This window comes from Streptococcus cristatus ATCC 51100, assembly GCF_000222765.1.
GTDB lineage: Bacteria > Bacillota > Bacilli > Lactobacillales > Streptococcaceae > Streptococcus > Streptococcus cristatus.
The window spans coordinates 287,551-303,303 of the sequence record NZ_AFUE01000005.1; the positions used below are offsets into that span (position 1 = coordinate 287,551).

The 15,753-nt window shown below is 41.7% G+C and carries 10 protein-coding genes, 1 tRNA gene and 2 rRNA genes; all 13 read left to right on the plus strand.

Features of this window, described 5'->3' with window-relative positions; all coding sequences use genetic code 11:
* The first annotated feature begins 29 nt into the window (after positions 1-29).
* The 13 genes from pth (at position 30) to HMPREF9960_RS03450 (ending at position 15,719) form a co-directional block, all read left to right on the plus strand.
* The gene (gene pth / locus HMPREF9960_RS03395) at positions 30-599 is read left to right on the plus strand and encodes an aminoacyl-tRNA hydrolase (RefSeq protein WP_005591373.1); all 570 of its coding nucleotides are present in this window, start codon (positions 30-32) and stop codon (positions 597-599) included.
* Complete coding sequence (gene mfd / locus HMPREF9960_RS03400; RefSeq protein ID WP_005591372.1) at positions 592-4,095, plus strand: transcription-repair coupling factor; 3,504 nt, start codon at positions 592-594, stop codon at positions 4,093-4,095. Before pth ends, mfd begins: the two co-directional genes overlap by 8 nt.
* Positions 4,096-4,183: 88 nt before the next feature.
* The gene (locus tag HMPREF9960_RS03405; RefSeq protein WP_005591371.1) at positions 4,184-4,450 is read left to right on the plus strand and encodes an RNA-binding S4 domain-containing protein; all 267 of its coding nucleotides are present in this window, start codon (positions 4,184-4,186) and stop codon (positions 4,448-4,450) included.
* Positions 4,443-4,811 (plus strand): FtsB family cell division protein, encoded by a 369-nt coding sequence (locus tag HMPREF9960_RS03410; RefSeq protein ID WP_005591370.1) that lies wholly within the window; start codon positions 4,443-4,445, stop codon positions 4,809-4,811. The genes HMPREF9960_RS03405 and HMPREF9960_RS03410 overlap by 8 nt, the downstream gene beginning before the upstream one ends.
* Before the next feature lie 2 nt (positions 4,812-4,813).
* Entirely contained in the window at positions 4,814-4,942 is a 129-nt protein-coding gene (locus tag HMPREF9960_RS10760; RefSeq protein ID WP_005591369.1) for an SP_0009 family protein, read from the plus strand.
* Complete coding sequence (locus HMPREF9960_RS03415; protein ID WP_005591368.1) at positions 4,935-6,218, plus strand: serine hydrolase; 1,284 nt, start codon at positions 4,935-4,937, stop codon at positions 6,216-6,218. The genes HMPREF9960_RS10760 and HMPREF9960_RS03415 overlap by 8 nt, the downstream gene beginning before the upstream one ends.
* Positions 6,215-7,489, plus strand: a complete 1,275-nt coding sequence (gene tilS / locus HMPREF9960_RS03420; protein ID WP_005591367.1) for a tRNA lysidine(34) synthetase TilS — start codon at positions 6,215-6,217, stop codon at positions 7,487-7,489. The genes HMPREF9960_RS03415 and tilS overlap by 4 nt, the downstream gene beginning before the upstream one ends.
* A gap of 8 nt (positions 7,490-7,497) precedes the next feature.
* Entirely contained in the window at positions 7,498-8,040 is a 543-nt protein-coding gene (gene hpt / locus HMPREF9960_RS03425; protein ID WP_005591366.1) for a hypoxanthine phosphoribosyltransferase, read from the plus strand.
* Between the two features lie 17 nt (positions 8,041-8,057).
* The gene (gene ftsH / locus HMPREF9960_RS03430; RefSeq protein ID WP_005591365.1) at positions 8,058-10,025 is read left to right on the plus strand and encodes an ATP-dependent zinc metalloprotease FtsH; all 1,968 of its coding nucleotides are present in this window, start codon (positions 8,058-8,060) and stop codon (positions 10,023-10,025) included.
* 214 nt (positions 10,026-10,239) lie between these two features.
* Positions 10,240-10,722, plus strand: coding sequence for a sigma-70 RNA polymerase sigma factor region 4 domain-containing protein (locus HMPREF9960_RS03435; RefSeq protein WP_005591364.1), 483 nt, complete (start codon positions 10,240-10,242; stop codon positions 10,720-10,722).
* A gap of 299 nt (positions 10,723-11,021) precedes the next feature.
* Positions 11,022-12,568, plus strand: a 16S ribosomal RNA gene (locus HMPREF9960_RS03440).
* A gap of 53 nt (positions 12,569-12,621) precedes the next feature.
* Positions 12,622-12,694 (plus strand) — tRNA-Ala (locus tag HMPREF9960_RS03445).
* Between the two features lie 126 nt (positions 12,695-12,820).
* Positions 12,821-15,719 (plus strand): 23S ribosomal RNA (locus HMPREF9960_RS03450).
* Together the 16S and 23S rRNA genes with 1 tRNA gene alongside form the textbook arrangement of a ribosomal RNA operon.
* Positions 15,720-15,753 lie beyond the last annotated feature (34 nt).

Genomic DNA, 15,753 nt, shown 5'->3' on the forward strand with positions numbered 1-15,753 from the left:
AGCCCTTTTGGCTTTTATAAAGGAGTAAAATGACAAAATTAATTGTTGGATTGGGGAATCCAGGAGATAAATATTTCGAAACAAAACATAATGTTGGTTTTATGTTAGTTGACAAGATGTGTAAAGAGTTAAATCTAAAGTTTACAGCAGATAAGATTTTTCAAGCGGAAATTGCTTCAACCTTCTTAAATGGAGAAAAAGTCTACTTTGTAAAACCGACTACTTTTATGAATGAAAGTGGGAAAGCAGTCCATGCCCTGCTCACTTACTATGGCTTGGATATAGATGATCTACTCGTTATTTATGATGATCTGGATATGGAAGTTGGAAAAATTCGTCTTCGTGCCAAGGGTTCGGCTGGCGGGCACAATGGTATAAAATCCATCATTAAACATATTGGAACACAGGAATTCAAGCGAGTAAAAATTGGCATAGGAAGACCTAAAAATAATATGTCAGTTATTCATCATGTTTTAGGGAAATTTGATCAGGAAGACTATATCAGTATTTTAAATACATTAGACAGAGTTGACAGTGCTGTAAATCATTATTTACAAACTGAGAATTTTGAGCAGACCATGCAACAATATAATGGATAAGACAATGACACTACTTGATCTATTTGGTCGAAACCAACAAATTGCAGACTGGAAAAAACAATTACAAAAGAATACTCGGCAGTTAGTGATGGGACTTTCAGCTTCAACAAAAGCTTTGGCGATTGCCAGTAGCTTAGAAGAGCAGGAGAAAATCCTAGTCATCACTTCGAGTCAAAACGAAGCAGAGCGTCTGGCTAGTGATTTGATTTCTTTGTTGGGAGAAGAAAAGGTCTATACTTTCTTGGCAGATGATACGCCTTTGGCTGAGTTTGTTTTTTCATCCCAAGAAAAAATCTTTGCCCGATTAGAGGCCATGAATTTTTTATCAGACAAAGAAAAAAATGGGATTCTGATCATAAACGTCGCAGCTAGTCGCTTATTATTACCCCAGCCTGATATTTTTAAAAAATCTGAGCTTATCCTTTCTGTTAGTAAAGAATATAATCTTGACAAGCTAGTAAAGTCTTTGTCAAGGAACGGTTATAAAAAAGTTTCGCAAGTTCTCAGCCAAGGAGAGTACAGTCTGAGAGGGGATATTCTAGATATTTTTGAACGCTCGGCTCAATATCCTTATCGGATAGAGTTTTTTGGAGATGAGATTGATGGGATAAGGATTTTCAATCCTGAAAATCAACTTTCTCTTGAAAATGTGGAAGAGATTTTGATAGAGCCTGTTACAGATCTTCTATTTACAGAAGAAGATTATGCAAAAGGACGGAAAAATCTAGAAACAGCTCTTTCTACGGTTATCGATCCGTCTTTGAAATCCTATTTAGAAGAAGTATTGAGTTCTGCTAGAGAGCAATTTCATCATGCAGATATCCGCAAGTTTCTTTCTTTATTCTATCAGAAAGAATGGACTATTTTAGACTATTTACCAACTCACACTCCTATATTTTTTGATGATTTTCAAAAAATAATGGACAAGCATGCCCAGTTTGAATTAGAAGTTGCCAATATCTTGACAGATGATTTACAAAATAGTAAAGCACTGTCAAATCAACAATACTTTGCAAATAATTATCAGGACTATCGTAAATATAAACCTGCTACATTTTTTTCTAATTTCCATAAAGGCTTAGGAAATCTAAAATTTGATGCACTTTATCAATTTAATCAATATCCAATGCAGGAATTCTTTAGTCAGTTTCCTCTCTTAAAAGAAGAAATCAATCGCTTTCGGAAATCGGACTATACGGTAGTCTTACAAGCAAATTCAGCCTCAAGTTTACAAAGTTTACATAAAACTTTACAGGATTATGAGATTCATTTAGATTACATCAAGGAAAAAGACATCCATGAAAAAGCTGTCCAGCTTATAGAAGGAAATCTAGTTCAAGGATTTAATTTTGTCGATGAAAAAATCGTTTTGATTACTGAGCATGAGATGATTCAGAAAAAAATCAAACGTAGGATTCGTCGTCAAAATATTTCTAATGCTGAAAGATTGAAAGACTATAATGAACTGGAAAAAGGCGATTATGTGGTTCATAATATCCACGGTATTGGTCGCTATTTAGGAATTGAAACGATTGAAGTTTCAGGAGTTCATCGGGATTATTTGACGATTCAGTATCAGAATGCGGATCGTATCTCTATTCCAGTGGATCAAATCAACCTTCTATCTAAATATGTAGCTAGCGATGGAAAAGCACCTAAAATTAACAAGCTAAATGATGGGCGTTTCCAAAAAACGAAGCAAAAAGTACAACACCAGGTTGAAGACATTGCCGATGACCTTATTAAATTATATGCAGAGCGTAGTCAATTAAAAGGTTTCCAATTTTCTAGTGACGACCAGCATCAAGTAGAGTTTGATAATGCCTTTCCATATGTGGAAACAGAAGATCAGCTCAGAAGCATTCAGGAAATCAAGAAGGATATGGAGAGCGACCGTCCAATGGATCGACTCTTGGTTGGCGATGTTGGTTTTGGGAAGACAGAGGTGGCTATGAGGGCTGCTTTTAAGGCTGTCAACGACCATAAACAGGTGGCTATCTTGGTTCCGACCACTGTTTTAGCTCAGCAACACTACACAAACTTTAAAGAACGCTTCAATGATTTTGCCGTGAATGTCGATGTTCTCAGCCGTTTTAGAAGTAAAGGGGAGCAAAAAGAGACTCTGGAAAAATTGGAAAAAGGGCAGATTGATATTATTATCGGTACCCATCGCCTTCTATCAGCAGATGTAAAATTCTCCGATTTGGGGCTATTGGTGATAGATGAAGAGCAGCGCTTCGGTGTCAAGCATAAGGAAAAGTTAAAGGAGCTTAAAAAGAAGGTTGATGTGCTGACCTTGACGGCCACCCCTATTCCACGAACCCTCCATATGTCGATGTTGGGAATTCGAGATTTATCGGTCATTGAAACACCACCGACAAATCGTTATCCAGTCCAAACCTATGTTTTAGAGAATAATAAGACAGTTATTCGGGATGCGGTTTTACGTGAAATAGACCGAGGCGGACAAGTTTACTACCTTTACAATAAAGTTGACACCATTGAGCAAAAAGTTTCAGAATTAAAAGAGTTGATTCCAGAGGCTTCAATTGGTTATGTTCATGGACAGATGAGTGAGGTACGTTTAGAAAATACCCTCTTAGACTTTGTGAATGGCGAGTATGATATTTTAGTTACAACAACGATCATCGAAACAGGTGTTGATATTCCAAATGCAAATACTCTTTTTATCGAAAATGCTGACCATATGGGGCTGTCAACCTTGTATCAACTTCGTGGTCGAGTTGGCCGCAGCAATCGAATCGCTTATGCCTATCTTATGTATCGGCCAGATAAATCTCTGACTGAAGTTTCAGAAAAAAGACTAGAAGCCATTAAAGGATTTACTGAGCTAGGATCTGGATTTAAGATTGCCATGAGGGATTTGTCTATCCGAGGAGCGGGAAACATTTTAGGAAGTTCACAGTCTGGTTTCATTGATTCTGTAGGATTTGAAATGTATTCTCAACTTTTGGAAGAAGCTATTGCTAAGAAGCAAGGTAAGGAAACCAAGCGTCAAAAAAGCAATGCTGAAATCAATCTTCAAATTGATGCCTATCTTCCAAGTGATTATATTTCTGATGAGCGTCAGAAAATTGAGGTTTACAAGAGAATTCGTGAAATTGACAATCGTGTAAACTATGAACATCTGCAAGATGAATTGATCGATCGCTTTGGAGAATATCCGGATGTAGTGGCTTATCTACTAGAAATTGGCTTAGTCAAGTCCTATCTTGATCAGTCTTTTGTGGCACTTGTTGAGCGGAAGCAAGAATCTGTCATCATTCGTTTTGAAAAAATTTCTCAGCAAATCTATCTGACCCAAGATTATTTTGAAGCCTTGTCAGCGACAGATCTAAAGGCTCGAATTGGTGAGCAGCAAGGCTTGATTGAAGTCGTTTTTGATGTTCGGAAGAAAAAAGATTTCGAGATTTTGGAAAACTTGCTGAACTTTGGTGAAAAACTGATAGAAATCAAGAATCGAAAAGCTGAATAAACATTACAATTCGGTAAAATTTCAGCTTTTTAGCTTTGTTTCTTTCAAAAGAATGATAGAATATTAAGAGAAAATCGAGGAAAAGACTATGAGATTAGACAAATATTTAAAGGTATCACGTATTATCAAGCGACGCCCTGTAGCTAAAGAGGTAGCAGATAAAGGTCGTATCAAGGTAAATGGAATCCTGGCAAAAAGTTCGACAGATTTGAAAATCAATGATCAAATTGAAGTTCGTTTTGGCAATAAGCTGTTAACAGTGCGGGTGCTAGAAATGAAAGACAGCACTAAAAAAGAAGATGCTGCTAAAATGTATGAAATTATCAGTGAGACAAGGATTGAAGAAAATGTCTAGAAATATTGTTCAAATAAATAATCGCTTTATCCAAGATGAAAATCAGCGTCGCAGATACCTCGATGAGGAACGTCGGAAGCGAAATCGTTTTATGGGATGGGTTCTAATTTTAGTCATGCTACTTTTTATTCTTCCAGCCTATAATTTATATCAAAGTTACGAAACTTTACTTAATCGCCGTGCTCAATATGCACAACTACAGAAAAAATATGAAAAATTAGGTGAAGAAAAGAACTATCAGTCTGATATTGCAACCAAGTTGAAAGATGACAGCTATGCTGCCAAATATGCTCGTGCCAAGTATTCTTTTTCAAAAGAAGGAGAATACATTTACACAACACCAGATTTATTACCACAATAATCATGGAAAATTTACTTCAAAATATAGAGAAATTTTTATCTTTTTCGGATGAAAAACTAGCAGAATTATCCGAAAAGAATCAAGTTTTAAAACTTCAAGAAACAAAAAAGGAAAGGGGAGGTCATGCGTAAGTTACTTTTGCTGATATTTTTACTGCCAGCTTTATGGAGCAGTCAAACAGCAATCAGTACTGAAAAGGAACTTGTTTTAGACGAAGAAGAAAAGTATCAGCTGACAGGTACAGCTTATGGCCGTTATCATACGAGTATCCCTACAAATCCTAATGTTTATGAAGAAACGCCTACTTTTACGGATGCTACTTTGACTAAGGTAGCTGGGAAACTTTTGCAAGATCAGCCACTAGAGCTGACAGAGTTGCACGTGAATGAGGCTGGGATTCCTATCTTTAAATTAAAGAATGGCCAGTTTGTAATTGCAGATAAGAATAGCATTTATGAGGATACGGTTCAGTCTATCACAGATGTTAAACAGGAAAGATGGCTGGCCCCTAACTATGTGCTCTACGATACTATCCCGATCAATTCTTCTAAAAAGATTGCTGCTAAACTACCTGCTTATAGCAAAGTAAAGGTAGTACAAATTGCTCAAACAGCTAAGGGAGAATACGCTAAAATTGAAGGTCAAGGTTGGGTTTCTGTTGATTTTCTCTCCCAAGAAGACAATCGGATGGAGAAGGTTCAGGAGCTTTTAAATTCTAAGTACAAAAAAGCTGACTTTTCTATTTATGTAAAACAGCTAGAAACGGGCAAAGAAGCAGGTATTAATCCAGATCAACAAATGTACTCAGCCAGTGTGACGAAAATTCCTTATCTTTACTATGCTCAGGAGCAATTAAACAATCATAGCCTTTCCTTGGATAAAAAGTTAAAATATACAGCGGCTGTCAATGATTTTGCAGGTGCCTATGACCCTGAGGGAAGCGGCAGTATTTCCAAATCAGCAAATGATAAGGAATATTCTGTGCAGGACTTAATCAATGGTGTAGCAAAAGAGTCGGATAATGTGGCCCACAATATCCTTGCCTACTATACAAGCAATCAATCTGATAGTCAATTTCAAAATACTATTGAAAAAATTGCGGGTAAAAAGTGGAATGTGGAAAGCAGACAAGCTTCAGCTCGAATGGCAGGAAATGTTATGGAAGCCATTTATAAGCAAAATGGCATGATTATCGATGCTTTATCTCAGACAAATTATGACAATCAGAGAATTTCTAAAAACATCAATGTAAAAGTTGCCCATAAAATCGGTGATGCTTATGACTTTAAGCATGATGTCGCTATTGTGTATGCGGATTCGCCATTTATCATTGCCATTCTTACGAATAATTCGGATTACGATACAATTTCTAAAATCGCAGATGATGTGTACGGAGTTCTGAAATGATCGATCAGAAGTTTCGCAAACAAATGCAGGAAAAGCGGTATTTTCAAAATCATCGAAAAGTGCTGGTAGCAGTTTCTGGTGGCTTGGATTCGATGACCTTGTTCCATCTCTTGTACCAGAATAGAGAAGAGCTAGAGATTGAGCTGGGGATAGCGCATGTCAACCACAAGCAACGTCCAGAGTCAAATATGGAAGAAAAAGAGCTGTCAAATTTTGCCCAGCAACTTGGTGTGAAATTTTTCAGCTCAAATTTTTCAGGTGATTTTTCTGAGGAAAAAGCTCGGCGATTTCGCTATCGTTTTTTTGAAGAAGTCATGTTGGCAGAAGGCTACACGGCCTTGGTAACGGCTCATCATGCTGATGATCAGGCCGAGACAGTGTTTATGAGGTTATTAAGAGGAGCAAGGCTGCGCCACTTGTCTGGAATGACCGAGGTTCAATCCTTTGCAAATGGCGAATTAATCCGACTTTTGCTTCATTTTCATAAGCAAGATTTCCCTGATATTTTGCATTTTGAAGATAAGAGCAATCTTCAAAATGACTATCTCAGAAATCGGATTCGCAATCTTTATCTTCCAAGTCTTGAAAAAGAAAATCCACGTTTTAAGGATTCACTGATTTCTTTGGGGAAAGAAGTTGAGAACTTACAGACAGCTCTGTCTCATCTGACGCAGGGATTGGACGTTACAAATCTTGAAGTGTTTGAGCGGCAAATTCCAGAAGTGCAAAATTTTCTCCTGCAGGAATATTTAAAGAAATTTCCTTCATTAAATACAAATAAAAAGCAATTTGAAGAAATCTTAGGAATCTTACGAACCAAGGCTAATTACATCCACCCTTTAAAGGATGAATATGAGTTGGTGAAAGATTATAAGCATTTTGAAATCAGAAAAATCAGTCGTAAGTCTGATTTGGAAATGGACTCAATTCTGTTAGAATGTGGTAATCAACTTCAATTTGGGGACTATCAATTCTCACTTGGCACTCCTTTGGAGGGTGAAAATGTTCAAGCGATTGCAGTTTCACGTGAAACACCACTTCTTTTACGTCACAGGAAAACAGGTGATTATCTTCGTTTGAAGGGACATCACAAAAAACTTCGTCGACTATTCATTGATCAAAAAATTCCATTTGAAGAACGCGAAAAAGCGATTATTGTGGAGCAAAATCAGCAGATTTTGGCAATTGTAAATATTGCTATCAGTGATTTGAGTAAGGAATTAAAAAGTGATATAATGAGTACTGTACTTTATATTCAGAAAATTAGATAGGTAAAATTATGCTAGAACAAGATATTAAAAAAGTATTGGTTTCTCATGAGGAAATCGTAACAGCGGCAAAAAAATTGGGCCAACAGTTGACAGCAGACTATCAAGGTAAAAAGCCTATTTTTGTAGGAATTTTGAAGGGATCAGTTCCTTTTATGGCCGAATTGATCAAACACGTGGATACAGATATTGAATTAGATTTTATGCTGGTGTCTAGTTACCATGGCGGTACAACTAGTAGTGGCGTGATTAATATTATCAAAGATATTGATCAAGATATTACGGGTCGTGATATTCTTTTTGTTGAAGATATTATCGATACTGGCCAAACTTTGAAGAATTTGTGTAATTTGTTCAAAGAAAGAAATCCAGCATCTGTAAAAATTGCTACGTTGTTGGATAAGCCAGAAGGACGCATTGTTGACATTGAGGCAGACTACACTTGCTTTACAATTCCAAATGAATTTGTAGTGGGTTATGGACTAGATTATGATGAGTATTATCGCAATCTTCCTTATGTAGGTGTCTTGAAAGAAGAAGTTTATACAAAATAAAGGTTTACTAGATATAAATGAAAAATAAACAAAATAATGGTTTTATAAAAAATCCTTTTCTCTATATTCTAATTATTGTAGTCCTTGTTACAGGTTTTCAGTATTTCTTTACAGGAAGTGCGACAGGTCGTAGCCAGCAAATCAACTACAGCCAATTAGTAAAAGAAATCCAAAATAATAATGTTACAGAGATGAGCTACCAGCCAAATGGTAGTATTATCGAGGTATCGGGTACTTACAAAAAACCTAAAGAATCAAAAGATACGACAGGAATCCTGTTTTTCAGTCCGGAAATCTCAAAAGTTAGCAGATTTACTAGTGTTATTTTGCCATCAGATACAACAGTTTCTGATTTGCAAAAGCTAGCTGCTGAGCATGAAACAGAAGTGACTATTAAGCGTGAAAGCTCCAGTGGAATGTGGATTAATCTTTTGATCTCCTTGGTTCCATTTATCATCATCGCTTTCATCTTTATGTCTATGATGAATCAAGGCGGTGGCGGTGCTCGTGGCGCTATGAATTTTGGACGCAATAAAGCTCGTGCGGCCAATAAAGAAGATATCAAAGTACGCTTTTCAGATGTCGCTGGTGCAGAAGAGGAAAAACAAGAACTTGTTGAAGTTGTTGAATTCCTGAAAGATCCAAAACGTTATACTAAGCTGGGTGCTCGTATTCCTGCAGGTGTTCTTCTGGAAGGCCCTCCAGGGACTGGTAAGACCTTGCTTGCCAAGGCAGTTGCTGGTGAAGCAGGTGTTCCTTTCTTCAGCATCTCAGGTTCTGACTTTGTTGAAATGTTTGTCGGTGTCGGAGCAAGCCGTGTTCGTTCTCTATTTGAAGATGCGAAAAAAGCGGCTCCTGCTATTATCTTCATCGATGAAATTGATGCCGTCGGTCGTCAGCGTGGTGTTGGCCTTGGCGGTGGTAATGATGAACGTGAACAAACTCTTAATCAGCTCTTGATTGAAATGGATGGTTTTGAAGGCAATGAAGGAATCATTATCATTGCAGCTACTAACCGTTCGGATGTTCTTGATCCAGCTCTTCTACGTCCAGGTCGTTTTGACAGAAAGGTTTTGGTTGGTCGCCCTGATGTGAAAGGTCGGGAAGCTATTCTTCGCGTTCATGCTAAAAATAAACCGCTAGCTAAAAACGTTGATTTGAAACTAGTTGCTCAGCAGACACCTGGCTTTGTTGGTGCTGATTTGGAAAACGTCTTGAATGAAGCAGCTCTAGTTGCAGCTCGTCGTAACAAAAAAGTCATCGATGCCGATGATATTGATGAAGCAGAAGACAGAGTAATCGCAGGACCGTCTAAGAAAGATAAAACCGTTTCAGAGCGTGATCGTCAGATTGTCGCTTACCATGAAGCGGGGCATACGATTGTCGGACTTGTTTTGTCCAATGCGCGTGTCGTACACAAGGTAACCATTGTGCCTCGTGGTCGTGCTGGCGGATATATGATTGCCCTGCCTAAAGAAGACCAAATGCTTCTGTCTAAAGAAGATATGAAAGAGCAATTGGCTGGTCTCATGGGTGGTCGTGTAGCTGAAGAGATTATCTTTAATGTCCAAACTACAGGAGCTTCCAATGACTTTGAACAAGCTACACAAATGGCACGTGCAATGGTCACTGAGTACGGTATGAGTGAAAAACTTGGCCCGGTTCAATATGAAGGTAATCATGCTATGTTTGGTGCACAAAGTCCTCAAAAATCAATTTCAGAACAAACAGCCTATGAGATTGATGAGGAAGTACGTTCATTATTAAATGAAGCACGAAACAAGGCAGCTGAGATTATTCAAGCAAATCGTGAAACCCATAAATTGATTGCAGAAGCATTACTTAAATATGAAACGCTTGATAGCACCCAAATTAAATCTCTCTATGAAACAGGTCATATGCCAGAAGAGTCTGAAAAAGACTTGGAACGAGAAGCGCATGCCCTTTCCTATGATGAAATAAAATCCAAAATGGAAGAAAATTAAGAGATGCTTTTCTTATTAAATAGCTTGATTACTAATTGTGTAATCAAGCTATTTTTTATTCTTTAAAGCCTAACATGTCATAAAAAGTCCCTGAGATGTCTCAAATTTTTTTGTTAGGTACCAGTTAGGGTATAAAATAGACAGGATGGAGGAATGCCCCCTGAAGGAGAAGATTTTCTTGTAGAATCATATTATCAAAGAAAAAGGAGATAACATGAACTTCAAGGAACGCTATGAGAAAGTGCAGTGGATCGTCCGTCGCTGTGCACGGGATTATTATGTACATTTATGGGAGAGTAGTGACTGGGAACAAGAGGGTATGCTGGTTTATCACCAGCTGGAAGAAAGTCATCCAGATATCAGTCAAGATGAAAGTCGCCTCTATCGTTACTTCAAAACAAAATTTCGGAATCATATTCATGACATTCTTCGCAAGCAAGAGAGCCAAAAACGCCGCTTCGATCGTCAGTCTTATGAAGAAGTTGGAACCATTAGTCATAGACTGAGCAAGCGCGAACTAGCCTTAGATGATTTAGTCGCCCTTCGAAGTTCGTTAGCAGCCTACACTTCCAAGTTAGACAAAGAACAACTAGAGTTATACCACCGCTTACTAGGCGATGAGCGGTTTAAGGGACGTAAAAGACTGCTGCGAGAGTTAGAGGAATATTTAAGCGACTTTAGCAGCACGGTGATATAGAGAATAAGGGAGAGGTAAGAGGGAGAGGATACCTTTCCCTTTTAATTTATTGAGTTATAGGTAGTTTTAGAGGGGTTTGGAAGAAAAGATGAAAAAAAGATAAAAAAATTTCAAAAAAGTGTTGACAAGGGAATGGATAGGTGATATACTGATATAGTTGTCGCTTGAGAGAGCGATAAAGACCTTTGAAAACTGAACAAGACGAACCAATGTGCAGGGCGCTACAACATATGTTGTAGTACTGAACAAAGAAAAAACAATAAATCTGTCAGTGACAGAAATGAGTGAGAACTCAAACTTTTAATGAGAGTTTGATCCTGGCTCAGGACGAACGCTGGCGGCGTGCCTAATACATGCAAGTAGAACGCTGAAGGAGGAGCTTGCTCTTCTGGATGAGTTGCGAACGGGTGAGTAACGCGTAGGTAACCTACCTGGTAGCGGGGGATAACTATTGGAAACGATAGCTAATACCGCATAATATTGACTATTGCATGATAGTCAATTAAAAGGTGCAAATGCACCACTACCAGATGGACCTGCGTTGTATTAGCTAGTTGGTGGGGTAACGGCTCACCAAGGCGACGATACATAGCCGACCTGAGAGGGTGATCGGCCACACTGGGACTGAGACACGGCCCAGACTCCTACGGGAGGCCAGCAGTAGGGAATCTTCGGCAATGGACGGAAGTCTGACCGAGCAACGCCGCGTGAGTGAAGAAGGTTTTCGGATCGTAAAGCTCTGTTGTAAGAGAAGAACGAGTGTGAGAGTGGAAAGTTCACACTGTGACGGTATCTTACCAGAAAGGGACGGCTAACTACGTGCCAGCAGCCGCGGTAATACGTAGGTCCCGAGCGTTGTCCGGATTTATTGGGCGTAAAGCGAGCGCAGGCGGTTAGATAAGTCTGAAGTTAAAGGCTGTGGCTTAACCATAGTACGCTTTGGAAACTGTTTAACTTGAGTGCAGAAGGGGAGAGTGGAATTCCATGTGTAGCGGTGAAATGCGTAGATATATGGAGGAACACCGGTGGCGAAAGCGGCTCTCTGGTCTGTAACTGACGCTGAGGCTCGAAAGCGTGGGGAGCAAACAGGATTAGATACCCTGGTAGTCCACGCCGTAAACGATGAGTGCTAGGTGTTGGGTCCTTTCCGGGACTCAGTGCCGCAGCTAACGCATTAAGCACTCCGCCTGGGGAGTACGACCGCAAGGTTGAAACTCAAAGGAATTGACGGGGCCCGCACAAGCGGTGGAGCATGTGGTTTAATTCGAAGCAACGCGAAGAACCTTACCAGGTCTTGACATCCCGGTGCCCGTCCTAGAGATAGGATTTTGCTTCGGCACACCGGTGACAGGTGGTGCATGGTTGTCGTCAGCTCGTGTCGTGAGATGTTGGGTTAAGTCCCGCAACGAGCGCAACCCTTATTGTTAGTTGCCATCATTTAGTTGGGCACTCTAGCGAGACTGCCGGTAATAAACCGGAGGAAGGTGGGGATGACGTCAAATCATCATGCCCCTTATGACCTGGGCTACACACGTGCTACAATGGCTGGTACAACGAGTCGCAAGTCGGTGACGGCAAGCTAATCTCTTAAAGCCAGTCTCAGTTCGGATTGTAGGCTGCAACTCGCCTACATGAAGTCGGAATCGCTAGTAATCGCGGATCAGCACGCCGCGGTGAATACGTTCCCGGGCCTTGTACACACCGCCCGTCACACCACGAGAGTTTGTAACACCCGAAGTCGGTGAGGTAACCTTTTAGGAGCCAGCCGCCTAAGGTGGGATAGATGATTGGGGTGAAGTCGTAACAAGGTAGCCGTATCGGAAGGTGCGGCTGGATCACCTCCTTTCTAAGGAAAAACGGAAGCCATTGGTCGTCATGTTTAGTTTTGAGAGGTCTTGTGGGGCCTTAGCTCAGCTGGGAGAGCGCCTGCTTTGCACGCAGGAGGTCAGCGGTTCGATCCCGCTAGGCTCCATTAGGATAGTGGAAACTATTCTAAACTTGTCCATTGAAAATTGAATAACTATATCAAATAGTAACAAGAAAATAAACCGAAACGCTGTGAATATTAATGAGTTTAAGACTGAAAGGTCAAAAATAAGGTTAAGTTAGTAAGGGCGCACGGTGGATGCCTTGGCACTAGGAGCCGATGAAGGACGTGACAAACGACGAAATGCCTCGGGGAGCTGTAAGTAAGCGCAGATCCGGGGATGTCCGAATGGGGGAACCCAACAGGTACTACCTGTTACCCATCTCTGTTAAGGAGATGAGGAGGAAGACGCAGTGAACTGAAACATCTAAGTAGCTGCAGGAAGAGAAAGCAAAAGCGATTGCCTTAGTAGCGGCGAGCGAAACGGCAGGAGGGCAAACCGAAGAGTTTACTCTTCGGGGTTGTAGGACTGCAATGTGGACTCAGATTTTATAGAAGGATGACATGGGAAGGTCAGCCAGAGAGAGTAAGAGCCTCGTATTTTAAATAGAATCTGTACCTAGCAGAATCCTGAGTACGGCGGGACACGCGAAATCCCGTCGGAATCTGGGAGGACCATCTCCCAACCCTAAATACTCCCTAGTGACCGATAGTGAACCAGTACCGTGAGGGAAAGGTGAAAAGTACCCCGGAAGGGGAGTGAGATAGAACCTGAAACCGTGTGCCTACAACAAGTTCGAGCCCGTTAATGGGTGAGAGCGTGCCTTTTGTAGAATGAACCGGCGAGTTACGTTATGATGCGAGGTTAAGTTGAAGAGACGGAGCCGTAGGGAAACCGAGTCTGAATAGGGCGAATTAGTATCATGATGTAGACCCGAAACCATGTGACCTACCCATGAGCAGGTTGAAGGTGCGGTAAAACGCACTGGAGGACCGAACCAGGGCACGTTGAAAAGTGCTTGGATGACTTGTGGGTAGCGGAGAAATTCCAAACGAACTTGGAGATAGCTGGTTCTCTCCGAAATAGCTTTAGGGCTAGCGTCGACATAGAGATTCTTGGAGGTAGAGCACTGTTTGGGTGAGGGGTCCATCCCGGATTACCAATCTCAGATAAACTCCGAATGCCAATGAATTATGGTCGGCAGTCAGACTGCGAGTGCTAAGATCCGTAGTCGAAAGGGAAACAGCCCAGACCACCAGCTAAGGTCCCAAAATAATTGTTAAGTGGAAAAGGATGTGGGGTTGCACAGACAACTAGGATGTTAGCTTAGAAGCAGCTATTCATTCAAAGAGTGCGTAATAGCTCACTAGTCGAGTGACCCTGCGCCGAAAATGTACCGGGGCTAAAACAATTTACCGAAGCTGTGGATACCTTTATAGGTATGGTAGGAGAGCGTTCTATGTGTGGAGAAGGTGTACCGTGAGGAGCGCTGGAACGCATAGAAGTGAGAATGCCGGTATGAGTAGCGAAAGATGGGTGAGAATCCCATCCACCGTAAGACTAAGGTTTCCAGGGGAAGGCTCGTCCGCCCTGGGTTAGTCGGGACCTAAGGAGAGACCGAAAGGTGTATCCGATGGACAACAGGTTGATATTCCTGTACTAGAGTATGAAGTGATGGAGGGACGCAGTAGGCTAACTCGTGCGTACGAATGGATGTACGTCTAAGCAGTGAGGCGTGGTATGAGTCAAATGCTTATACCTGTAACGTTGAGCTGTGATGGGGAGCGAAGTTTAGTAGCGAGTGAGTGATGTCACACTGCCAAGAAAAGCTTCTAGCGTTGTATCATACTCTACCCGTACCGCAAACCGACACAGGTAGTCGAGGCGAGTAGCCTCAGGTGAGCGAGAGAACTCTCGTTAAGGAACTCGGCAAAATGACCCCGTAACTTCGGGAGAAGGGGTGCTGACATAAGTCAGCCGCAGTGAATAGGCCCAAGCAACTGTTTATCAAAAACACAGCTCTCTGCTAAAATCGTAAGATGATGTATAGGGGGTGACGCCTGCCCGGTGCTGGAAGGTTAAGAGGAGTGCTTAGCGGAAACGCGAAGGTATGAATTGAAGCCCCAGTAAACGGCGGCCGTAACTATAACGGTCCTAAGGTAGCGAAATTCCTTGTCGGGTAAGTTCCGACCCGCACGAAAGGCGTAATGATTTGGGCACTGTCTCAACGAGAGACTCGGTGAAATTTTAGTACCTGTGAAGATGCAGGTTACCCGCGACAGGACGGAAAGACCCCATGGAGCTTTACTGCAGTTTGATATTGAGTGTCTGTGCCACATGTACAGGATAGGTAGGAGCCTATGAGATCGGGACGCCAGTTTCGATGGAGGCGTTGTTGGGATACTACCCTTGTGTTATGGCCACTCTAACCCGGATAGGTGATCCCTATCGGAGACAGTGTCTGACGGGCAGTTTGACTGGGGCGGTCGCCTCCTAAAAGGTAACGGAGGCGCCCAAAGGTTCCCTCAGACTGGTTGGAAATCAGTCGCAGAGTGTAAAGGTATAAGGGAGCTTGACTGCGAGAGCTACAACTCGAGCAGGGACGAAAGTCGGGCTTAGTGATCCGGTGGTTCCGCATGGAAGGGCCATCGCTCAACGGATAAAAGCTACCCTGGGGATAACAGGCTTATCTCCCCCAAGAGTTCACATCGACGGGGAGGTTTGGCACCTCGATGTCGGCTCGTCGCATCCTGGGGCTGTAGTCGGTCCCAAGGGTTGGGCTGTTCGCCCATTAAAGCGGCACGCGAGCTGGGTTCAGAACGTCGTGAGACAGTTCGGTCCCTATCCGTCGCGGGCGTAGGAAATTTGAGAGGATCTGCTCCTAGTACGAGAGGACCAGAGTGGACTTACCGCTGGTGTACCAGTTGTCTCGCCAGAGGCATCGCTGGGTAGCTATGTAGGGAAGGGATAAACGCTGAAAGCATCTAAGTGTGAAACCCACCTCAAGATGAGATTTCCCATAACGCAAGTTAGTAAGAGCCCTGAGAGAAGATCAGGTAGATAGGTTAGGAGTGGAAGTGTGGCGACACATGTAGCGGACTAATACTAATAGCTCGAGGACTTATCCAATTTTCATTGAGCGCAGCTTTTGGCAAGTATTGTG

Bases quoted from the DNA above. Each gene is read 5' to 3' on its own strand.
- pth (WP_005591373.1), top strand. From the start codon at position 30: ATGACAAAATTAATTGTTGGATTGGGGAATCCAGGAGATAAATATTTC.
- mfd (WP_005591372.1), top strand. From the start codon at position 592: ATGGATAAGACAATGACACTACTTGATCTATTTGGTCGAAACCAACAA.
- HMPREF9960_RS03405 (WP_005591371.1), top strand. From the start codon at position 4,184: ATGAGATTAGACAAATATTTAAAGGTATCACGTATTATCAAGCGACGC.
- HMPREF9960_RS03410 (WP_005591370.1), top strand. From the start codon at position 4,443: ATGTCTAGAAATATTGTTCAAATAAATAATCGCTTTATCCAAGATGAA.
- HMPREF9960_RS10760 (WP_005591369.1), top strand. From the start codon at position 4,814: ATGGAAAATTTACTTCAAAATATAGAGAAATTTTTATCTTTTTCGGAT.
- HMPREF9960_RS03415 (WP_005591368.1), top strand. From the start codon at position 4,935: ATGCGTAAGTTACTTTTGCTGATATTTTTACTGCCAGCTTTATGGAGC.
- tilS (WP_005591367.1), top strand. From the start codon at position 6,215: ATGATCGATCAGAAGTTTCGCAAACAAATGCAGGAAAAGCGGTATTTT.
- hpt (WP_005591366.1), top strand. From the start codon at position 7,498: ATGCTAGAACAAGATATTAAAAAAGTATTGGTTTCTCATGAGGAAATC.
- ftsH (WP_005591365.1), top strand. From the start codon at position 8,058: ATGAAAAATAAACAAAATAATGGTTTTATAAAAAATCCTTTTCTCTAT.
- HMPREF9960_RS03435 (WP_005591364.1), top strand. From the start codon at position 10,240: ATGAACTTCAAGGAACGCTATGAGAAAGTGCAGTGGATCGTCCGTCGC.